This window comes from Okeania sp. (assembly GCF_035285525.1).
Lineage (GTDB): Bacteria > Cyanobacteriota > Cyanobacteriia > Cyanobacteriales > Microcoleaceae > Trichodesmium.
On record NZ_JAYKGW010000104.1, the window covers coordinates 29265 to 52874 of the forward strand.

At 33.0% G+C, this 23610-nt stretch carries 15 protein-coding genes; 6 read left to right on the forward strand and 9 right to left on the reverse strand.

Annotation, left to right across the window (positions count from 1 at the left end; all coding sequences use genetic code 11):
- Positions 1–116 precede the first annotated feature (116 nt).
- Positions 117–1475, forward strand: a complete 1359-nt coding sequence (locus VKJ25_RS09785; RefSeq protein WP_324236442.1) for a PrsW family glutamic-type intramembrane protease — start codon at positions 117–119, stop codon at positions 1473–1475.
- A gap of 330 nt (positions 1476–1805) precedes the next feature.
- Here the strand turns inward: VKJ25_RS09785 and VKJ25_RS09790 are convergent, their stop codons facing one another.
- The 9 genes from VKJ25_RS09790 to glmM form a co-directional block, all read right to left on the reverse strand.
- Positions 1806–2420: a hypothetical protein gene (locus VKJ25_RS09790; protein WP_324236443.1), complete on the reverse strand. Its 615-nt coding sequence runs from the start codon at positions 2418–2420 to the stop codon at positions 1806–1808.
- Between the two features lie 317 nt (positions 2421–2737).
- Complete coding sequence (locus tag VKJ25_RS09795; protein ID WP_324236444.1) at positions 2738–3589, reverse strand: alpha/beta fold hydrolase; 852 nt, start codon at positions 3587–3589, stop codon at positions 2738–2740.
- Positions 3590–3843: 254 nt separating this feature from the next.
- On the reverse strand, positions 3844–5010 hold the full coding sequence (gene hpsO, locus VKJ25_RS09800; RefSeq protein WP_324236445.1) for a hormogonium polysaccharide biosynthesis glycosyltransferase HpsO: 1167 nt from the start codon (positions 5008–5010) through the stop codon (positions 3844–3846).
- A gap of 291 nt (positions 5011–5301) precedes the next feature.
- A complete protein-coding gene (locus tag VKJ25_RS09805; protein WP_324236446.1) occupies positions 5302–6267 on the reverse strand; it encodes an Rpn family recombination-promoting nuclease/putative transposase in 966 nt (321 codons plus the stop codon).
- A gap of 386 nt (positions 6268–6653) precedes the next feature.
- Positions 6654–7637 carry a hormogonium polysaccharide biosynthesis glycosyltransferase HpsN gene (hpsN, locus tag VKJ25_RS09810; RefSeq protein WP_324236447.1) on the reverse strand — a complete coding sequence of 328 codons (984 nt, stop codon included), beginning with the start codon at positions 7635–7637 and terminating at the stop codon, positions 6654–6656.
- A 44-nt stretch (positions 7638–7681) separates the two neighbouring features.
- Positions 7682–8794 (reverse strand): acyltransferase family protein, encoded by a 1113-nt coding sequence (locus VKJ25_RS09815; RefSeq protein ID WP_324236448.1) that lies wholly within the window; start codon positions 8792–8794, stop codon positions 7682–7684.
- Positions 8795–9146: 352 nt separating this feature from the next.
- A complete protein-coding gene (locus VKJ25_RS09820) occupies positions 9147–10082 on the reverse strand; it encodes a polysaccharide deacetylase family protein (protein ID WP_324236449.1) in 936 nt (311 codons plus the stop codon).
- Positions 10083–10334: 252 nt separating this feature from the next.
- A complete protein-coding gene (hpsL, locus tag VKJ25_RS09825) occupies positions 10335–11939 on the reverse strand; it encodes a hormogonium polysaccharide biosynthesis protein HpsL (protein ID WP_324236450.1) in 1605 nt (534 codons plus the stop codon).
- Between the two features lie 259 nt (positions 11940–12198).
- Positions 12199–13656, reverse strand: a complete 1458-nt coding sequence (glmM, locus tag VKJ25_RS09830; RefSeq protein ID WP_324236451.1) for a phosphoglucosamine mutase — start codon at positions 13654–13656, stop codon at positions 12199–12201.
- A 538-nt stretch (positions 13657–14194) separates the two neighbouring features.
- On the opposite strand from glmM, the gene VKJ25_RS09835 reads away from it, so the two are divergent.
- From VKJ25_RS09835 to VKJ25_RS09855, 5 genes are all read left to right on the forward strand, one after another.
- A complete protein-coding gene (locus VKJ25_RS09835) occupies positions 14195–14329 on the forward strand; it encodes a hypothetical protein (protein WP_324236452.1) in 135 nt (44 codons plus the stop codon).
- Between the two features lie 814 nt (positions 14330–15143).
- The gene (locus VKJ25_RS09840; protein ID WP_324236453.1) at positions 15144–17132 is read left to right on the forward strand and encodes a hypothetical protein; all 1989 of its coding nucleotides are present in this window, start codon (positions 15144–15146) and stop codon (positions 17130–17132) included.
- Between the two features lie 798 nt (positions 17133–17930).
- Positions 17931–19844, forward strand: a complete 1914-nt coding sequence (locus VKJ25_RS09845) for a DUF3685 domain-containing protein (RefSeq protein WP_324236454.1) — start codon at positions 17931–17933, stop codon at positions 19842–19844.
- A 115-nt stretch (positions 19845–19959) separates the two neighbouring features.
- On the forward strand, positions 19960–20781 hold the full coding sequence (locus VKJ25_RS09850) for a PD-(D/E)XK nuclease family protein (protein WP_324236455.1): 822 nt from the start codon (positions 19960–19962) through the stop codon (positions 20779–20781).
- Between the two features lie 601 nt (positions 20782–21382).
- Positions 21383–22555 carry an ATP-binding response regulator gene (locus VKJ25_RS09855; protein ID WP_324236456.1) on the forward strand — a complete coding sequence of 391 codons (1173 nt, stop codon included), beginning with the start codon at positions 21383–21385 and terminating at the stop codon, positions 22553–22555.
- The last annotated feature ends 1055 nt before the right edge of the window (positions 22556–23610 follow it).

A 23610-nucleotide genomic window follows, 5' to 3' on the forward strand; every position in this document is an offset into this window, starting at 1 on the left:
GTACTGTTCCCTGTTCCCAGTTAAGTGTTCCCGGAAAAAACTATTGCCTATTGCCTAAAAAAAACTGTTCCCTGTTAAGTGTTCCCTGAAAAAAAAACCACTAACTATCTGAAAAAATGGCATTTTTGCGACAACTGTCTACAAACAAGTTATCTAACAAAGAACTCATAAAGAAGTATCTATCTGAGACAGAAGAGATGATACTAGGACGAGACCCCACTTGTCAAATACTGTTAGATACAGAAACCTATAAAATGGTTTCTCGACGCCATGCAATAATTCGTCTCAATACTGAGCAAAGTACAACCAATGGGATCAAATGGGAAATTTGCGATCTCAATAGTGCCAACGGTACTTATATTAATGGACAAAAAGTACAAGGCTCCCAAATTTTAAGGGTAGGCGATCTGATTCGCTTGGGCAATAATGGACCAGAATTTATCTTTGATAATCAATCGACCGAACAATCAACCATATCAGTATTACCATCAGCAAACCTTAATTCACCCCCTATCAATCCTGTCGCCAGTGCTGAAGTTGAAGAGACTGATGTGATAACTTTAACGCAATTATTTCCGATTGCTTCTACAGGAAAACAATTGGTAAAAAAAGCTTATCTTTATCCAGGTATTATCACTGTAATTTTTGTGGTTTTAATGTTTTTAACAGTGGGTAAAACAGGGGCTTTTAATTTACTTTTAGCAACTTACATTGCTAGTGGAGCTTATTATTTTATTTATCAACTTTGTGGTAAACAAAAACCTTGGTGGATATTATTTGGAGCGGCTTTAACAACTGTTTTAATTTTATTAAGTCCAATTCTCACAGTTTTTCTAGAAGTATTTCGGACAATACTTCCTGGGAATGTATCAGTAAATCCTCAGCAAGTAGGGTTTATAGATTTTCTAATTAGAATGTTCTTCGGAGCCGGATTAATGGAAGAATTACTGAAAGCATTACCTGTGTTTTTAGCATTATTAATAGGTCGTAGTTTACATTCTCCCTGGCGACAAAAAATAGGAGTTTGGGAACCTCTAGATGGAATTTTATTAGGAACAGCTTCCGCAATAGGATTTACTTTATTAGAAACTCTAGGGCAGTATGTTCCGAGTATTGTGGATAGTGCCAGTTTACAATTAGGAGTAGGTGCTGGTGAATTGGTAGGATTACAATTATTAATTCCCAGAATTTTAGGGTCAGTTGCTGGACATATAGCTTATAGTGGTTATTTTGGTTATTTTATAGGATTAAGTGTTTTAAGACGACGCAATAGTTGGTTAATTTTAGGAGTTGGGTATTTTACTGCTTCTATTCTTCATGCTTTATGGAATGCTTCTGGAGTTTTAAATATATTTCTTTTAGCATTTGTAGGAGTAGTTTCTTATGCTTTTTTAGGAGCAGCAATTTTAAAAGCAAGAGTTTTGTCTCCAACAAGGAATGAAAATTTTGCGACTCAAGCTATAATTAATAAGTGAGGAGGTAGGGAGTAATAATGAAATAAGTTTAGAACATTACTCAATTTTGTTTTTTGGGAAACAAAATTTTCTTTGCCATCAATATTGTACTTTGGAAAGAAGTTAATATTGGAGAGACAAAAAAAAGATCGCCCTATTTGAAGAAGTTAGAGCGATAATATTTTTAACTGGCGATTAACTCTTTACCTGTTAAATGCTAAACACTCTTAGGTCGGAACTGGTCACGCCAATACGACGTATTGTTACCGATCAGAACATTTACTTATTGCTAAGTAGGCTGGACTAACCATTTAAGCGACTTGAGCGCTTTGATTAGATTTGTGGTTAGTCTTAGCTTTTAGTAGTTATTTTAATCTTGAGGTTATCAAAACTCATATTTCTGAACTCACCCTTCGCTGGGGTATCTATTAAAAAGCCAATCTTAGCTCCTAAGTTAGGATCGTTGTCAGCAAAAGTATAGTTAAAAGACCATTCCTTTGTTTCTCCCCATGTAACACGAGGCTTTAAACTAGATGTTTCAATAGCAGTAGTAAGTAATGTACCAGTATTATCCTTATCTCCTCCCACAGTCAAGCCAATATAATCAGCATGAGCAAGCTCCGCTGATACTCCGTTTTGATCTTTAGGTCCATCGAAGTTACAGACATCAATAGTTATAGTATAGTCACCAGCAAGTAAAGGAAAATCGAAATTAACAAAAGCTTTTCCTCCATATTCAGGGAAACTATTAGCCATTCCTAGTGTTTTTGAACCAGCAGTCGCTTTACAACCCTCAGCTCCATCAGGGAAGAAGTGTTGCTCTGAGTTTACAGTCCATTCACCATCATCTTCTATGTCATTTTCAATTACTATAACCTGTTCTTGAGCAGCAGCTATAGTTGGATTAATACCAAAACAAGTCAATGCTAATAGCACTGAAATTGCCCATACTAATATTGATTTCATCTCAGGAGTCTCCTGTTTTTGTGGTTTCAATGTTAACGTGATTTTTTAACTATAGATAGGTTAAATAACCCAGTCCTTAACCCCCATAGGGTTAGATTTAGGTACTTTTTAAACCTTTTTGATACATGATGATAGAAATTTAATATTTTCTTTATAAATAGAAATTGCACTAAAAATATTAATCATATCATGGTTTATACAGCTAAACAAAAAACTAAGTTTATTGTATTTATTATTGTTTTTTAGTCTTAGTTTTATGGGAAATTTCTTTGAGTAACCTAGTTGTTTCTGTGTAAGTTCTAATTACCAAAAATTTTTCAACTCAACCAGTTAGCGATCGCTTCTATTTGGTCTGTTGATAATAAAGGTGGGTTATGACCACAAGGAAAATGCTTTATAGTTATTTGAGGATGAATAGATTGCATTTTCTCGATAGTTTCTGGCAATAATAGATAAGATTCTTCACCATGTAACAATAATACAGGACAATTTACTGATGACCAAGTTTCCCAAAAATCAACTGGTTTAAGTTCACCTGTACTAACTCTAAAAATATCTATAATAGACAAATCATAGTGTAATTTATATTTACCTTCAGAAGTATTTTTAACAGTATATTTAGCTATATGTTCCCATTCTGAATCAGTTAAAGCACCATAATCGGAATAAAATTCTCTCACATATTCTGTTACTTGATTCAAATTCTCAAAATCAAAGTTTCCTTGAGTTAAATATTTTTTTGCCCAACGTTTTAAACTTTCAGAAACAATCTCAGCTCCAATATCATTCATAACTAATCTGTTAATTAGAGAATTTTTTTGGGAGGCAATAAACATTCCAATTAAACCACCCATTGATGTTCCTATCCAATCAATGTTACTGAGATTTAATTGATTAATTAAAGTCAGCATATCTGAGATATAAAGAGGTAAACCATAATCAGAAGAATTAGATAAGCGATCGCTTTTCCCTCTCCCTACTATATCCGGGCAAATAATCCGATATTTTTCTGACAAAGTAGCAGCTAAATAGTCAAAATCTCTCCCTGTACGACTAAAACCATGAACACAAATTAACACCTGATTATTCTCAGGATTACCCCATTGAGTATAAGCCATTCGATGATTACCATTGGGGTTTTTACATTCTATATATTCATACTTTACCATTATAAAAATCCTATTTTATTTGTGTCTAAAAATCTTACTCCTTTTAGGGAAAACTTAACTGATAATAGTCTTAGTTTTTTTTATCTACTTTTTGATTTTTCGCAACCTATTTAGGGCTGGATGATTAAATATCAAAGTAGTATTTAATAAAAATTTTATCCTTTTTAGGTCGAAAAAAATACCTGCTTTTGAGCTGCTCAATTCCCCGAAATCTGCTGTCAAACTTATTCCTTCTTCTTTCTTCATTCTTAAAACTACACCAACTCCTGATAAAAACTTAATAATTGCCTAGCTAAAGCCTTATTTGTATACTGATTCATTGCCTTTTCATAACCTTTTTCCCCTAAACTTTCAGCTAATTCTTTTTGTTCCATCAACTGCATTAAACGATCTCTTAATTCCTCAACATTACCCTCTGAAAAAACCAAACCAGCATCTCCAATTACATGAGGAATTTCCCCAGAATCAGAACCTATTACCGGAACTTTACAAGCCATTGCCTCAATTAAAACATGACCAAATTGTTCTTTCCAGCCAACAGAAGTTAAAGTTTTAAACCTATAAGTAGTTTCTGATGGTAAAACCAAAGTATTCATCAGATTAATATATTTTTGTACATGGTCGTGAGGTACACTTTCTACAAAAATTAAGCGGTCTTTAATGCCTAATTTTGTTGCAGTTTCTAACAAAGTTTCTTTTAATTCACCTCTACCCAATAATAACCATTTCCAATTTTTTTCCTGTAAAGCTGCTAAAGATTTAGTCAGAGTTAATAAACCTTTTTCCTCAACAAAACGACCCACAAAACCGACCACAAAATCATCAGGTTTAATTCCTAAATTATCCTTTAATTCTACTTGAGGTTCTGGTTTAAATAGAGTTTCATCTACACCTAACTGAGGCATCACTTTAATCGGACCTTTGTAACCTCTATCTCTTAAAATATCTTCTCCATCTTTATTTCCAGCCACAATTCCATCAGTATTTTTGAGGTTATAATTTTCCAGCAAAGAAATAGGAAATTTGAGAGTATAAGGTAAATTCCACCAAGTAAAAAATAAACTTTTTGCCTTCAGTCCTAAAAGTTTCTTAAAAGTAATAAACTGAGCATAAGTTAAAGCCTTAGAACCCTGTTCTACTTGAATAATATCTGGCTTAAATTCCCGGAGCAAACTAACTAGATCGAGACCAAAAGTTAGTAAAGCTTGATTATTTTCACTGAAATTAGAAATAGGTACTACTTTAAAAGAACCCTCATCAAGAAATTGGGTTTCAACTATTTGGCTTTGTACTCCTTTTGGATTCCAGCGACGGGGTACAACAACCGTAACTTCAATACCCGGTTCAAGTTGAGCTAAAGCCCGTAACTTTTCCCGATTAAGGTCAACAATATAAGTGTGGCTAGCTATTAATATTTTCATAGTTATTTTTGTCTAATTCCTGAAAAAAACTAATGTGATAATACTGAAGAAAAAACCGGGTTTGGAGACCAAATCCAGTTAGATAAAATTTTACAACTTACTTAGGATTGCTATACAAAAAAAACGGTATAGATAGTTTAATCATCTAAAGATGACTTTAGTTAAAAACCCACAGATTTTAATCCTTGGCAAACTTGGTTTGGGTTTGGAGACCAAACCCCGTTAGATAAAATTTTATAACTTCATTTCTTAGGGATAGTTAATCTTTGGAAAAAATCCAATTATTAATTATTAATTGTTTTTAGTTTGGTCTAACCAAGCTAATAAATCGGATATATTTTTGAAGTTTAACATTGCCTTACTTAATTCTTCTAGTTCTAGACTTGATAATTGATGAAAAAGTTCTTTTATATTAATATCAATCTCGCCCAATAAACGCTCTAATAAACTTATAATTAATTCCCTTTTACCTTCTTCACGACCTTCCCTTTTACCTTCTTCACGACCTTCTCTTTTACCTTCTTCACGACCTTCTCTTTTACCTTGATTACGACTAAAAGCAATCGCTCCTTTTCGGTCAAGAATAAATCGCTCTTGACCTTCTAATCGTTCTAATTCTACTGGACTTAAATTAGACTCATTAGCAATACTAAAAGCATGATTAATTTCCGGAACTATTCCCATTGATTCTGGTACTATTTCCAAATTATTAGTGTGTTTCAAAAAGTAAAGCCATTTATCCGTAAGACTTTCTAAATCTGCTAACTTTTTTTTAAACTTAGGTAACTCCACAAAAAACATTTCTAAGTAGCTATCTGGGTAAAGAAAAGAATCATCCCATTCTTTGAAGACAAAGCGGTTAATAATTTTTTCAGTATCTTCAAACATGGTAAAATCAGTAATAGTTAGAGAAATTACAGGTTGTAAATCATCATAAATTTGCCCTCTTTTAAGTTGATTAACATAAACTTTAGCTGCATAGTAAGGAATTCTTTTATTGAAACCTTCTACATTTAATACCTGCATTTCAATAATGACTATCGAACCATTATCAAGAGTAACCTTCACATCTAAAAATGAATCTTTGAAAAGAGCGATCGCTCCAGGTTCATAAGTATGACTAAATTCTAAGTCATGGATAGTATTTTCACCTTTATAGAGCATTGCATTCAGAAAACTAATCAGAATATTTTTACTTTCCTTAGAGCTAAAGATTTTTTTGAAAGCATAATCTGTTTTTGGATTAATAAATCTCATAATAAATAGCGTGTTAGTTCTTGATACTTTGACTTCGATACAGACATTGTAGATCAAGTTTTTACCTACTGCTAATTTTTGACTTTATCTAGGGCTGGCTGATTAAATATAAAAGTCTTTATAGATAAAAGTTTTAGCAACTTGTTTGTTGGAAAAAAGTAACAGCTTTTAGGTCAAAAAGGTGAAAAAAGTTAGGACAAAAAGCTCACCCTTAAGAGAAAAATTAAAAGACAATTTTTCTATACGGACATTGCATGCAACATCCCTACTCCTCTATAACTCCTATTTCTCCTAAGTTCTCCTTCAGGGAAGGGTTAGGGGTAGATTTACTCCTTTATTATTCGAAAGTTATCAATTATTCACCCCTGTTATCTATTCCCTATTCCCTATTTCCTATTTCCTACTCCCTGTTCCCTTGTATAAATTTGCCCGTCATCCCAAAGAGATTGAATTCTTGTTTGCATAGCACTAAGAAAACCAAGAGTATAGAAACTTCCACGAGTAATTATTTTAATAGGAGAACCACTTTTATAACAAGGAGGATTCCCCAAAACATGACAATCAAATAACTTACCAAAGAAACGCAGACATTGATTAAAAGTCAGATTTTTTAATCCCATAAAAAAGTGATTGTGATAGAAAGTAACTTGATATTTGAGCGACCTTGTAGAAATATCATGGCAACCTCCACTTTCTTCACCCAAGTGAACTAAAGAAGCTTCTGGATCGAACCAAATATGATAATCAGTTTGTCGTAACCTCAAACAAAAATCTGACTCTTCCCGTACTGCACTACCCCGAAACCGCTCATCAAAACTCAGACCATACTTAGTAAAAATTTCTCGACGATAAGACATATTACAACCTCTTGCGGAAATGACTCTTTGAGGTTTAACTGTATGCACCAAATCTATATGATACCAAGCAATACCAGGGTCAAAAGCTTCTGGAGGTAAATTCTCTATTTCCAACTCTCCACCCGAATCTCCTAATTTCATTCGGTCAAATACTCGTCCTGCTACTGCTCCTATTTCTGGGCGAACATAGTTACGAGCATGAGCAGCTAAAAATCCCTTTTCCAAGCGTACATCATCATCAATAAAAATTATTATTTCCCCACTACAATGTCTGACCGCATAATTTCTCGCTCCTGGTAAACTTGCCCAAGTCAGACCAAATAATTTAATTTTGCCAGCATTAGCTTGTTCATCCAAATAAGCTTGAGTTTCTGGTTTATGAGTCGCCGTTTGGTCAACTACCAAAACTTCAAAATTAGGGTAATCTTGTTTAATAACATCAGCGATCGTATCAACTAGAGGTTCCTCCCGATTATAGGTAGGAATAACAACAGAAATTGATGGTAAATTCATAGTCTACTATCCTTTGAAGTTGAGTTTAATTTGATTTATATTTGCTAATTTTTTTTCTCCAAAACCTGCTTCCAGAAAAAGTTTTCCAAGAATATGAAGGTAAATAAATAAAATGTTAGTAAAACCATTGTTATTATCATCACAATAACTACTTTTAAATATGGTTCAACATCAAAAGTTTTTGTTAGGGGACCGAATAAAACAAAGTATAGAGGTTGATGTATAAGATATATTTGGTATGAGTAGATACCTAGTAATGATAGTAATTCTAAGATATAGCGTATTTTTTTTTGTTGTTTACTCAATAATTCAAAAATCAAATAACAAGCTATAAAAAAGAAGGGAGTAAACAGAATATCAAATCCTTCCATATAGATAATATCTATTTTTTGCCATGTCATTGATAAATAAACAACTAATCCTGTAGTAAAAACTCCTGTAACTACAGTATAATCTATCTTTCTAAAAGTAGATTTTTTCCAGAAGATAATACCCCAATATAATCCTAAGCACAACTGAAAAAAATAACTACCTAAGAAATCATTTTGTAATAGATACCAATAAACTTGAGATTTATTATCTATTAAAATGCAAGCTATTTTAGTTATAACTCCGCCAATGATTCCTAACCACAGAATTTTGGCTGGCTGACTATTGCAAATAATAAATATTAGGGGAATAACCAGATAAGCTTCTAAAATAACTGTAAAAAACCAAAACCCCGGATTAATTGCCTGAAATTTATAACCTGCTAGACCAATAATACTTAATAGTAGATTAAAATTTAGCTGTATATTTCTGTTTCCGAAAAAATAATATAGCAATAAACTTAAAACAACAGCTAATATATAGCCTGGATAAATTCGATTAATTCTTTTGAGTACCCAATCTTTCCAATTTACTTCTAGTTGCTCAGAGTTATTTTTTTGATTTTTTAACAAGAGAATGTAGCTAGTAGTAAATCCCGCCATTACAAAGAATATATCTACAGCTGCATATCCCACTTTAGCACCAGCTCTATCTAATATACTAATCAGATTAATTTCCTTGGGGTAGTTTTGAAAAAAATGAAATAAAATAACACCTAAAATTGCTAAACCTTTAGTATAATCGACCCAATACAATCGATTTTTATTGCTAGGATTGTTACTAGACATTTTAGTTATATAAAATAATTAATACAAGTGTAAGCATTCAGATTTTTCTGCGGAATTAATTTGTCACCAATAGCTTTTGAAATAACCAAACAATTAAGGTTAGCTAGTGACCTTTTTATTTCCTGCGAAATGGTAGGCAAACATAAGTTTAAATTCTCCTTGTAGATTAATTGCTCTTTCAGTGTGATAATCATTTAATAACTGATATAGCAATCTTAAATAGGTTGCAACAAATCAAAAAATAGATAAAAAAACTGATTTCTCAGGAACCGTAACTCTTACCAGTTAAGTGTTCCCTATTCCCTAAAAGCAATAAAATTTTATACACGAATCAAATAGTGATAGCTAAATGCTATAGATAATTCAGAAAGATATTAAAATGACGCCAGCCTAAAAATCTTCTTTCTTCCTTTTTGACAGAAGAAGATATTTCTGCTATTTCTATTAATCTACTAGGTGTTGTATTTCTATCTACTTTGATCCGAGGTAATTTATAATTATTTTTCCCCCACCCTAATTTTAAAATTTGATGATTGTATAAGTAGCCGGAAACATAGTATTTAGATGTATAATTTTCTACCTGGGAATTAGAGTCATTATAGGGATATGCTAGATGAGTAGCAATTGTTTGGTTATTATCCAGTTCTTTTGTACATTCTCTTAAAACTTGTTGAGCAGCTTCTAATTCTATTTTTAACTCTGGGGAATTTAGTTCTGTGAGTCTTTTATGACTAAAACCATGAGATTGAACATCATAATATCCTTTATTGATTCCTATTTTTAATTCTTCACAACTTATATATTTCTTGATTTTTTTAGGATTTTTCATCGTTTCCGGGTTAACAAACAAAACTACTTTAACTTTTTGATTATATTTTTGATCTAGATATTCTAAAATTGGTAGTACATTAGTATTAATATTTTTATATCCATCATCAAAAGTTAGCAGAATCGCCTTTTGACCTATCTTTTCAGTGGGGATAGGCTGAGAGTTAGTTAAAAAATAATTATAAAGTTGATCAGTATCTAGAAACCAGTAATTTTCACGAACCAAGTATTCTAGAAATTCGGCTAAATCTTGTTTTTTATAATCAAGACCATAGCTACTTTTTTGATTTTGAGTGTTAATAATATTATGGAAACCAAATATAGGAATTTTATCTGCTTCAAAGTTAACAATTAACCATGTTTCCAAATCAAAAAATATGGAAATTGTTGTACATAAACCTACTAAGAATAAAAATAAAATCCGAATTATTTTTAGTTTAAATATAGAATTTATTCCCATATCATCTTTCTAATTCTCCTCTAAAAAATGGCAAATTGCAGTTATTTATTTCTAATTTTACCAAAAAATGAGGGTATGTGTCTCCCCTTTTAACCCGCGTTCCGCACGTCAAGTTATAACACTAGAATATTTCAAGCCTCCGACTTTAGTCGAAGTTCACTCTCTACTGATAACTGATAACTGAAATAACCTATCTGCGGAAGTAAATTTAATGCCTCTAGGAAGTTGCACGCTTAATGCTTACAAATAAACTCAATTTTCCTCAGCTTCTTGAAGTTTTTTCTGTTCCTGTTTATCAATTTCTGGAATCCTAAAAATCACTCCGGCAAAATACCAATAATAAACCGCAACTGGGTCTACATCAAGAGGGTAATAATAGGTGTTATAACTAATAATTAGAACAAAAACCCAATAGCTTGCACCCAAACTGCGCAGGTTTTTATCTTTAACTGAGCGATAAGCTTTAAAACCACTAACAGTAATACTTGTTAATAGGACTAACATTGCAATTGTACCTATAGGCCCTACTTCATAGATTAATTTAGGATAATAAGTTTCAATTAACCTAGTTTTACCAAAAGCTCGAGCTGAGTTAGTAGCTCTCCCCAAACCAGCACCAAAAATTCCGTCTTGTGCATGATTAGACTCCTCAAATTGTTGGGTAATAAAAGCAGTGGGTGGTGAAGCTTCCCAGCGACCAACAAAACTATCTATCCGTTCTTGAACAACTGCAGGATTAGATACTACTATCCCTCCCAGTAGAACACCTAGTCCAATACCAATAGGAAGAAACCGTTTGAGGTTTGTTACCTGACCTGTTAAAACTAAGAGTATTATTGTTACGGCGGGAACCAGAGCTAGAGCAATTCTTTGACCGCTAATAGCTGCATTAACAAAAACTACTGCCATTCCAAATAAACCAGCTATTCGCCAGAGGCCAGAGGGATCGCTAAAAGCAACTGCAAAAGTAAAGGCAGCATTAGAAATCAAGAACCATGCCCATTGCCAAGGTGCAACAAAAGTACCAGGTAAACGAATCACACCCTCACTAGGGCTAAATAGTAGGGCACCTCCTACCAAGCATTTAGCTTCTAAGGTTGCTTTAAATAGGTCGTCTCCACTTTTACCCCTAGTACCGTTACACTTTCCAGAGGAAAGGAATTGATACTGCACCACACCAAGCAAACAACACACAATAGCTAGAATTACTGTCAAACGGGCAGCAAATAATAACTCTTTTTTACTTTTGAGTTTATAATAAGCCCCTGTAATTAGAGGTAAGTAGCCAATCATTGCTTTGAGTCCTAATATTCCCATAGGAATTGCTTTATCTCCTGGTATGGGAGGGTTAAGTTGTTGAGAACCATTAACTAAAAGTAGAGTGACTAGACAAAACCCCAGTAAAATATACAGGGGATTTTTCATTGCCTTGGGAATAATGAATGGATTTTTTGTATTTTTACACCACAAACCAATAGCAATAATTGCCGGAACATAAAACCCATCTTTGGCTAACTGAAATATTGGGCTTCCACCACCGATCCAATAAGTAACAGTGCCTGCAAAGGGCATATAAATCATAAATCCCCACAGCCCTAACATCGGATATTTATAGGAAAGAGCTAAAACTGCTATACCACCACCACCAGCAAGAGCTATTTTAGGTTCTGCGACGAAAAATAATACAATGCCTATCACAACTCCTATACCACCATAAGTAACCAAAGAACCAATCAATTCCTGAATTTGTTTGGCTCGTTGGCGCTTTCTGGCAGCTAGCTCTTTTTTGCTAATTTGGGGAGCCGCAGGTTTGCCTTTCTTTTTTGATTTCTTTTTAGACTTTTTTTTGGTCGGCATTTTTGAGTCAGTTTTAACTAGCTATTAGCATTCAGCTCTCAGCCCTCAGTTTCAGGACTTACGCAAAGAAACCGGGTTTTTAGGATAAATCCTTCGTTGTTTTTCACAATTTTTAGCTATTAGCGTTTAGCTCTGAGCTATCAACTTCAGGATTTACCGATTAGGATCAAAATTCCCTCCAACCACAAGTGCAATATTGTTTAGGAGGGGTTAAAATCTCCTTCTAAACTTCAAAAAAATAATTTTGTTGAGCGCTTTTTTAAGCTAGATGTTGCTGGACTGCTAAAACTAAGTTCTCTGTCCAAGAGTCTGCTAGTTCAGCATTTATTGCCTCTACCATAACTCGAATTACTGGCTCTGTGCCAGAGGCTCGGACTAAAACCCGCCCAAAATCTGCTAAAGCTGTTTCTGCTTCTTCTATGGCTTTGACTAATGGTTCGCACTTTTGCCAGTTGACTCGGCGATCGCGGTCTTCAACTCGGACATTTTGGAGTAGTTGGGGATAGGTTTGAAAGCTTTGGTCTACTAATTCTGCTAAAGAAACTCCAGAATTTTTGACTAGGGTGGCTAAATGCAGGGCTGTCATTAGGCCATCTCCTGTCATTCCATAATGGGGACAGAGAATATGTCCTGACTGTTCTCCGCCTAACATGGACCCTGTGCGCTGCATTTCTCTATAAACGTATTGGTCTCCTACTTTTGTCCGTAATATTTTTCCACCCTGTTTTTCCCAAGCACGTTCAAAACCTAAATTAGCCATAACTGTGGTTACTATTATGTTTTCTGGTAATAGTCCAGCTTTACTTAAACTTTGGCCCCAGAGATAGAGTATATAATCTCCATTAATGGAACGACCTTGGGAATCTACTGCTAATACTCGGTCTGCATCTCCATCAAAGGCAAATCCTATATCAGCTTTGTTTTCTATTACTGCTTCTTGGAGAGTATGAAGATGGGTAGAACCACAGTTGACATTGATGCGCTCGCCGTCTGGTTCGTCATGCAAAGTAATAATTTCTGCCCCCATTGTCTGAAAAACTTCTGGGGCAGTATGAACTGCTGCTCCCCAAGCTAAGTCGAGAACTATTTTCATTCCCTGGAAATGCCCAGGAGTTAAAGGGGAATATAGGGATGCTTGATACTTTTTGACTAATTCGGGTCTATGGTAATATTGTCCCCAGTTACTGTGGATGGTGGGAAAATCTGCTGTGCCTCTAATTCCAGATTCTATCTGTTTCTGTAATTCTGAAGAGAGTTTTGTTCCATCAGAGCCAAAAAATTTGATTCCATTATCTTCTGGTGGGTTATGACTAGCAGAAATCATTACTCCCCCTATTGTTTCGGAAATGCCAGTCAGATAAGCAACGCAGGGGGTAGGGCATAAACCTAAATTCCAAACTTCTAAACCTGCTGCGGTTAAACCTGCTGATAGAGCCATTCCTAGCATATTGCCAGAGTTTCTGGAATCTTGACCCATAACTACTGGGCCAGGATTTTGAGAATATTGGCGCAATACTTGTCCAGCCCAAAAACCTATTTTTAGGGCTAGAGGGGCGTTGAGTAGTTCTCCTGCTTTGCCCCGGATGCCATCTGTACCGAATAGGGGTGTTGTGGGTAAGGATTTACTATTCCAAATTGATGTTATTTCTGTCGCTGTGGATGATAAATTCAAAGTATTTTGTTCGTAAGTTCCCTTGAATGATGGTATGCTTACCATAATTTTCACTCCTGGTCAATATTAAGTTATTCTCACTCTCAAACAAGAGAATAACACCTTCAGACTCAATAAAAAGGCAAGGAAAGAAGATGAGTTTATAGACATTTAAGGATTTCTTGGTGGCAGTTCTATAATCTCAAGAGCTACTCTAAACTCATCCCTGGATAGGAAGTCAGGATATCCAGAAATAGAATAGGGTTTGCTGATTAAATCCCCTCGCATTTATAAATAAATAAGAGAAAAAAGTAGAACAATAGCCCCATTATGCACCATCTCTTGATTACTACATCTCCCTACCTAATTTTATAGATACTAAGTGGTTTTTATATGGAACTATTTGTGAATTTCACTCTCATATAAACTGTTAAGATACAGAAAAAATTGTGAATGTTTATTTATTGCTAGAGAAAATTAAAATACAAATACAAAATCATTAATTATTGACTATATAGCAATTCTATTTTATTTTTGTATAAAAATCTCACTCCTTTTCGGTAGGTCGGCAATGGGCAATGGGTAATACCCTTTCTCAAAAAGAATGTTATATCTGATTGGATGGGGAAGTTTGGTTCCTGTAGTTCCTGTCGGGAGAGGAAAAGTAGAAAAAATAATTACTAACCAACTCATCATTGGTAAAAACAGACTTTTAGTCTTGGTAAATATTGACTTTTGAAGTCTAGCTCAGGTATGGCATTAATGCATGGTAATTGGTATAAGACTTTCGGAGTTTATTTCTAGTTTTTGATTACCCGCAACATATTTATTATTGCTATAATATGAAATTTCCTGGTCAATTCTGACCATTAGTCACAAAAAGGGTGAAAAATCAGAGATAAGTAATTTTTTTACCAAAAAGTATAACAGCATAGTCTTGAAAAAATAATCAGTAATCCAATTTAAGAATAATTTATAATAAACATATATCTATTACAATAGAACCAAAAAAACTAAATAGTTTTGGCTGAAAAACATTTAACTCAATTATTTTAAGATTATCCAATACTCAAAAAAAATCACTTTCTCACATGTAGGTAAATTTGCTATATATAAAAAAATAGGTAATCATTTCCTACGGAATGGTGCAAAAACATCCTTCAGCTATCAGCCATCAGAAGAGTGCTTTTAGTTTTCGATAAAAGCTTTATGATACGGTTCCCGATCAATCAGAAATTTTATCTGAACTACAAAATTCAGTTTCCAAGTTTATATTCTTTTAAATCTCAACCTTAAGGAGGAGATTTTTATTTCTGAATGCTGAATGCTAATAGCTAAATGCTTACAAAAATAGTTAATACTTCTGATTTGAAATAGCAAACCCTTAACCTGTAAACCTCCATAACCATACTTGAATATCCCAAGTTGAAATTTTCTTTCGGAGGTATTAAAAGCATTCTAGGTGATGAAAAAAAACAAAAAGAGTTAGTTAAGCACTCTTATCGTCATCGACTGAAAAGTTATTACTAATAGTTAGTAGAGTAAATTTTGTTATGTCATTAGAAAATTCACAACCAAAAAAGTTGGAAGTAAGTTCCAATACAACTTCTAAAAATGGAGATAACGGCCACAGTAGTAGTTCCATAGTAGAAAGAAAAGCAGTGAATACTAATTCACAACCTTCAGAGGAAAAACCAAACAATGATTTAGAAGTTGAACCGGAAAAAAACTCCCAAAAATCAACAGCATCTCCATCTCACAAGAAGGAGAAAAGTTATTGGGGATTTCAACTAATGTGGTGGAGTGTTGCAGCTAGTTTTGGAATTACAGGTGGTGCAGCACTTATATGGTTGCTAGTTAACCCTCCCCAACCAAACTGTGAAAATATTTCTCTATTATCACCAGATGGAAAGCGACTCTACTGCGCTAACAAAGCTGCTGAGTCACGAAATTTAGAAGAACTAGAAAAAGCCTTAAGTTTAGTCAAAGATTGGTCAGAAGAACATCCCCTCTATCAAATAGGTCAACAAATGACCGGAGAATGGACCAAGTTAATTATCTCTGTTGCTGAGGAAAAGATTCGAGAAGGTGATTTACAGGGGGCACTAGATACAGTAGGGAAAATTCCGAAAGATAGTCCAGCTTACGTTAGGGTAGAAGAAGCAAAAGCTAATTGGAAAACACAATGGGCAGAAGGTCAATCTTTTTATGATAAAGCTATAGAAGCTATAAAAGCAATAAATTGGGATAAAGCTTCTGATTACTCATTGGCTATGTCAAAACTGGATAACGTTTATTGGCAAACTACTAAACATAGAGAATTATTAGAGCGCATTGTCCTAGAAAAAAAGGGTTGGCAAATGCTTAAAGACGCTCGTGATTTGATATACTGGGAGACGGCAGATGAGTACGGAGAAGCGATCGCTGTAGCTAACAATATAGACCCCAATCTCTACATTAGAAACGAAGTCGATCAAAATATTCAAAAGTGGGTTAGTACCTTAATCGAAATTGCTACGAAAAATATAGAAGAAGAAGACCTAAAGGGAGCAATATCAGCCGTTGGGTTTATTCCTTCAGAGCATAAACTGAAAAAACAAGGGGAAGATTTAATATTACTAGGTCATTCTTTAGCAGCAACTTGGAACAGTCCTGAGGAAAAGTCTAACACTGCTAATATACTAGCTTTGATGGAAGGAAAAGCAGCAGCGACTCAGATTACCTCAAATAGTCCATATTATCAACAAGCTCAAGCTCAAATTAAGCAACTTCAACAACAGCTAGATGATTTAACTCGTATTCAGCTAGCTAAAGCGGTAGGTGGTATGGGTCAACCTTTCACATTAAGATTGGCCATAGACCAAGCTGGAATGATTGGCCAGAAACAACCAAGGCGGATCGAAGCTCAAACTTTAATTGCGAAGTGGCGCAAAGATATTCTTAAGATAGAAGATAGACCTTATGTGGTTTTGGCTAAACAATTAGCTAAACAGGAGACTGTTGATGAGTATAATTTAGCAATTAAGCAAGCTAGTTATGTTCCTTTGGAGCATCCCCTGAGAATAGAAGCTCAAACTTTGATAGCTGAATGGATTAAACGAGTACAGATTATTGAAGATTCACCAATTATAGCAGAAGCTAGAACTTTGGCGGAAGAAGGAAAACTGGAGAAGGCTATTGATGTAGCGTATAATATTAAAGAGGGTCGTGCTTTGTATGGCGAAGCTCAGGATGAAATTTATAAATGGAATACAGAATTACAAATTGCTCAAGATAGACCGATTCTTAATACAGCTTATAGTTTGGCTAATCAAGGTAGTCTAAGTGCTGCTATTAATAAAGCTTATCAGATTGGCTATGGACGCGCTCTTTATTATGAAGCTCAAGATGCTATATACCGCTGGGAGTCTGAATTAAATGCGATACGGGCAGCAAAACAAGCTGAGGAAGCTAGAAAACAGGAAGAATACCAACGAGCTCAAGAACAATATTATCAGCAAGATTCTAATCCTCAATATTATTCTCCAAGTCCACAAGGCTAATTTTAACTAACCGCGAGTCCTCAATATTATTTTGCACCTCCACAAACTTCTTAGATAAATTTGTTAATGTTAAAAGTTAAATTCAAAATTTCCTTAATCTTTGAATTTAACTTTTATTTTTTATTACCGATTAAAAATGTAGATAAAAAAAACTTAAACTTTTGTTTTCTGGTAAGCATTTCCTCCAGAATGCTGCGCAGATAGCCGTCAGTTATTAGCTAGTTTCCTGGGTCGGAACTTTGTTAACAGCTATGAGTTATTTAGTTATTAACTCACTGTCACACCAAATGAAATTCTTGATCGTTCAACCTTAAATTTGCTTAATTTTGGCAAAAGCTAATAGCTAATAGCTGAATACTTACCAAAGAATTAATAATTAAATAATTAGGGTTTGCGCTTCTTCAGTCTTTTAGTAGGGGGGAGGAACCAGAATCGGTGAATCCAGAATCCAGAAGGAATAGTCATTACAGAAGAGGTAGGAGGAAGAATTATTTTTTGATTTTCTATCACAATTAGCCAAAAATATTAGACTTTTTAGATTTCAAGACCTAAAATCTGGTACTTTTTCCGGACTAAAAAAGGCTGAAACCTTTATTAAATAGTGCTTTCATGCTTTTTTTCAGCAGACCTAATTAAATAATTACCGCCTTGAAGCCTCCTCTTTAAAAAGGGAAAAAAATAATTTTTTTCCTTTTATTCAATCTTCTTCCTTTTAGGGAGAGGTAATTATTAATTATCCATTATTGAAGTTCCCTGTTCCTTTAAAATAGGATTAATATATCAACCAAAAACTAATTTATGAATAGTAAATCGGCATTAAAATTGCTACTCATTGATAATGACCCTATCTTTCGGATGGGGTTAAAATTTTCTTGTGAGCATTTTCCTGATTTAGAAATAGTATTTGATGCAGAAGTAGGAGCGGAAACTTTAAGCAAGATTGAAAGTTTAATTTCAGAAGAGAATAATTTTTTGGTAATTCTAGATATAGAAACTAATAATTTACTTCCTCAAAATACAGAGGAAATGACAATTTCTGGAATTGACTTTTGCCAACAGCTTAAAACTTCTTATCCTGATTTATCAATATTATTATTGACGTCTTTACAGGATACATTATTATTAAGGTTAGCACAAAAGTTAGGTGTTAATGGTTATTGTCTCAAAGGAATTAGTATTTCTGATTTAGTAATTGTTATTAGACAAGTCGCAGATGGTCAGTTTTCTTGGCAAAATATTCCGGAAATTGAAACTATACAAAAAAAAGCTCGACCTAAAAGTTCAGGTTTAAAGGTTGAAACCAAAAAATTTTTCAATACTCTTTTGGAGAGCTTTTGTAAGTCAGGGTTAAAACAAATAGATTCTTCTCTTTTAGAAGTAACATCTCAACTTAATGAGAGAGTAAAAAAATTAGATAGAAATGATTTAAGTTCTCTATTAAATGTAGCAATAACTTCTGGGCAGCGCCGAGAATTATTAACAGTTAGATGGATAATTAGTCAGTTGTCACCTAAGTCTGTTAATAGGGATAAGCAACAGCAAATAACAGAAATAAATAGATATAATTTTGTCGATGCAAACTGGCAAAACATGACAGAATTAAAAACAGAACAAATCGTTAATTCTGTCAATAATAATAGGAAAAATTTACTGGCAATAAATTCAGAACTTGTTTCGTCTACCACCACTGAAGCTATAAATTTACAAACAACATTATTTGAGGCAACTATAGCTAAATTACATCCTAATTTAATTAACCTCAGTGGATTACCAATGGAAATTGATATTTTGCGAGGTTCTAAGAAGCAAGAATTAATTTATATAGCTTTATGTAAGTTTGAAGATATTCTAGATGAGCTGAGGACTACTTCTATTCGGATGGAAGAAATTCCTAAACAAAGATATGATATTGTACATAATTTGTGGGAATTTACTAGCAATTTTTTTGTAGGTGAATATTATCAATTAGAAATTAGCAATGGTATTGGAATTGCTAATTATTTTACGGAACCAGTTAAAGTAGAGGTAATTCCAGTTTTGTTAAATGATAGTGATAATGTGCATAAGTTTATTCTTGATAAAATTCCTTTAGTTGAAGAGTTAATTTCCTATTTATTGTTTGAAGTTCCTTTGGTAATTGATAATGTATCTTTTGAAGTGGGTACTGTTGAAGCAATGGAACGGTCTGAAGTTTTACTCCAAAATTTATTAATTTCAATTGCTAATGCTGTAATTCAACCTTTATTAAATAATTTTGCTGATGTAGAAGAAGTTAAAGAAGACTTTTATAGTCAGCAATTATTATCAACACGAGATATTGAAAAATTTCGGAACAGCTTATCTTGGAAATATCGTATAGAACAATATATTACAGAGCCAAAAGCAATTTTTGAGAGTAAATTTTCTTTATTTGTTTTGAATGAACTTGGGATTAAAAAAATATCTATTTATTCATCTCGTAGACATGAATTAATCAAACTTTCAGGAGTTCCATTGATAGTAACTTTACTGTTAGAAACTCGTGATGCAATAGCTCCTGGTATTAGGGCAACTGTTTCTTTTATTGGCAGTGGAGTTGTCTATTTATTGACTCAAGTAGTTGGGCGTGGTATAGGTTTAGTTGGAAGAGGTATTATTCAAGGTGTGGGTAGTTCTTTTCAAGATGTTAAATTTGGTAGAAATAATCATAAAGAAGAAGCAAGAAAAGGTTAGCAAAAATGTTTGCTTGTTCTTTTTTCTCTGTTCTCTAACTAGAAATAAAAAACTAAAACTTTTGCTTTTTCCCTGTTCCCTATTCCGTGTTCCCTATTCCCTAATAAAATAATTAATGGTAAATTATAGACTCTCTCAACAACACCTAAATCTATTAACAAATTGTCCCCGAAAATTTCAATATCTCTATCTACATAATCTTGGTGTACCGATAACATCAGCAGAACAAGAAAGACTAAATTGGGGTAGTCAATTTCACCTATTAATGCAGCAAAAAGAATTAGGATTACCGATAGAATCTTTAATATTAGAAAATCAAGAAATGCTGCTTTGCTTTAATAATTTTTCTCAAGCTGCATCAGAAATATTAAGTTCTGAAACTCAAGATGATATAATTTTACGTCAAGCTGAACATCATCGTAGTTTTAATTTTAAAGGTTATATTTTGACGGCTATTTATGATTTATTAATTGCTAAAAATAAACAGGCACAAATTTTTGATTGGAAAACCTACAGGTATCCTAAAAACCAAGAAAAATTAGCTCAAAATTGGCAAACACGGTTATATCTTTACCTATTAGTTGAAACTAGCAAATATTTACCAGAAGCAGTTTCCATGACCTATTGGTTTATCCAACCGAAAAGTGAAAAGTTACCATACAAATTAACATTTTCTTATAATCAACAAGCGCACAAAAAAACTGAACAGGATTTACAAAAGATATTAGATAATTTAACTGACTGGTTAAAAAATTATCAGGAAAAAGGATTAGAATTTCCACAAGTCCAGATTCTTGATACTTGTTATACTTGTCAATTTAGTAGTCCGTGTCAAGGTTTTTCAGAAGTTTATAATAGAGAAGGAGAGGGTGTATCTACAGATATTTCTGCTGATTTAATATTCAGTTTAGATAATATTCCTGAAATAGTAATTTAGCTTAAGACTATTTAATGTAAGCATTTCCTGAGTAAATTAAATTGGTCATCAGTTTACATTATAATCGGTTGATTATTGACAAAAGCTTTTTGCTGAAACTAATAGTTGTTTCGGCAGTATTTATTAGAAAATGCTTACTATTTACTTATAGGTTACTAATTAAATATTTAGTCTTTTTAGAGTTAAAAATTTTCATTTAATTAGGGGGGTTTACTAACTAAATATAAAAGTTTTGACAGATAAAGGTGAAATTTTAGGTCGGGAAAAAGTATCGGCTTTTGGGTTGATGGAGTAGAAAAAGTGAGTCTAAATGGGGTAACTATGACAGAAAAACTAAGGGGTTATTTTAGTTATCAGTAGAGAATGAATCTCTGACTAAACTCGGAGGTTGGAAATACTAAAGTTAAATATTTTTATCATCCCCTTAAAAAGGGAAACTTTCAACCAATTTTTTTGGTAATTATGAATAACTACCTATGATAAAACTTGTCTAACTAAATCCTAACTATTAACTATTTCCTACTCCTGACTGCCTACTCTCAGAAAAAGACTTTTACGGTTCCCGATAAATTAGCAAACTCTAATTATTAATCAGAATATTATGTCATCAAAAATACTTGTTGTAGATGATGAACCAGATTTTGAATCACTTATCATCCGTAACTTTAGAAAACAAATAAAGCAAAAAAAACTGAATTTTATTTTTGCTAGAGATGGTCTAGAAGCACTAGAAATATTATCAGAAGAAACCAGTATAGACATCGTACTAACCGATCTTAATATGCCATTAATGGATGGATTAAATTTATTAGATAATCTACAAGTTAAATATCCAGATATCAAGGCAGTAATTATTTCTGCTTATGATGATATGGAAAAAATTAGATCTGCAATGAATAGAGGTGCTTTTGATTTTTTGACTAAACCTATAGATTTTCAAGATTTAGAAATAACGATTAAAAAAACATTAGCCAATGTTCAACAACTCAAAGAAAATAAACGTTTAAAGCAACAAAAAAATGAAGCAGAAGCAGCAAATAAAGCTAAAAGTATATTTCTAGCAAATATGAGCCATGAATTACGAACACCATTAAATGCTATTATTGGTTACAGTGAAATTTTAATAGAAGATGCTAATGATTTAGGGGATGAAGGTTTTATCCGAGACCTGGAAAATATTCATACTTCTGGGAAACACTTATTAACTATAATTAATGATATTCTCGACCTTTCCAAAATTGAAGCTGGTAAAATGGATATTCACTGGGAAAGTGTGAATATTATGGTGTTAATTGAAAATGTTTTAGCAACTATTCAACCTTTGGTTGAGCACAATAATAATAAATTAGAAATAATCTGCGAAGATAATCAAGAACCTATTATTGCAGACTCTAATAAAATGCGACAAGTAGTTTTAAATCTTCTGAGCAATGCTGCAAAATTTACAGAAAATGGCAAAATAGTTTTACAAGTTAAAGTTGTTAATAATGATGAGGGTTTTATTTCTCAAAATGGAAATTGTAATTCTACAAATAAGCTGTTAGTTTTAAGTGTTACTGATACTGGTATAGGTATATCAAAAGACAAAATAGATAGTTTATTTCAACCATTTACTCAAGCAGATAATTCGACAACTAGAAAATATGGAGGAACTGGTTTAGGTTTAGCTATTAGTCAGCACTTTTGTAAAATGATGGGTGGAGATATTACTGTTGTAAGTGAAGTTAATCAAGGTTCTACATTTACTGTGAGATTTCCTGTTTCTCAAAAGTAACCAGTAAGAAGTAACCAGTAAGAAGTAACCAGTAAGAAGTAAAAAGGAAGTAAAAAGGAAGTAAAAAGGAAGGAAGAAGTAAGAAGTAACAAGTAACAAGTAAGAAGTAACAAGTAAGAAGTAACAAGTAACAAGTAACAAGTAAATTAAGTCTATAGTTTCTGGTATTTATGTAACTCTGAATAACTATTTTCAATAATGGATAATTGATAATTGATAATTGATAATTACCTCTCCCTAAAAGGAAGAGGATTGAATACAAGGAAAAAATTTATTTCTCTTGGTCGATTAGATTGACGAGGATACTTCGCCATCTCACCCTTCGGGAAGCTCCGCTGAAGACCGCTTTTTTCCCTTTAAAGGGGAGGCTTCAAGGCGTCAATTATTTAATTATTTAATTATTTAATTATTTAATTATTTAATTATTTAATTATTTAATTATTAATTATTCGGTAATTTTTCCATACCTGATTAATTTTGGTATGATATGATTCAGATCATATTATAAGTAAAGTACATCTTCCTCACACGGAAGAAAAAAAAGTAAATTAAGTCTATAGTTTCTGGTATTTCTGTACCTTTGAATAACTAATCTAATTTTTCCATACCTGATGATTTTTACTATGAGCTGAACTGTATTCTATTATGAGTAAAGTCTATTTTTTTCAGAGATATTTAGGAGCTGTTGAGCAAAGTATTTTTGCCAAAGTAGGTAGTAAGTAGTCAAGAATAATAGGGAATTATAGAAGAGGTACACGGTTCCCGATAAATCAGAAAAATTATCCCTTAATTTTTTTGCCTAACTCTCACCTAAATACTAACTTTTAAAACCTTATTAGTCAAAAATATGATACTTTTTTATATTCCCTATTTCCTGTTCTTGATTTGCTGCAAACTTATACAGCAGATTCCACTTTTGTGAGGTACACCAACGCCAGCTTTCCGGCTCCCTAATTATGAAAATTTAATTATTAAATCTGTACTTCATATATTATAATATACAAATAATTTTATCTACTTAATTGCTGATAACTGATAACTGATAACTATTCCCT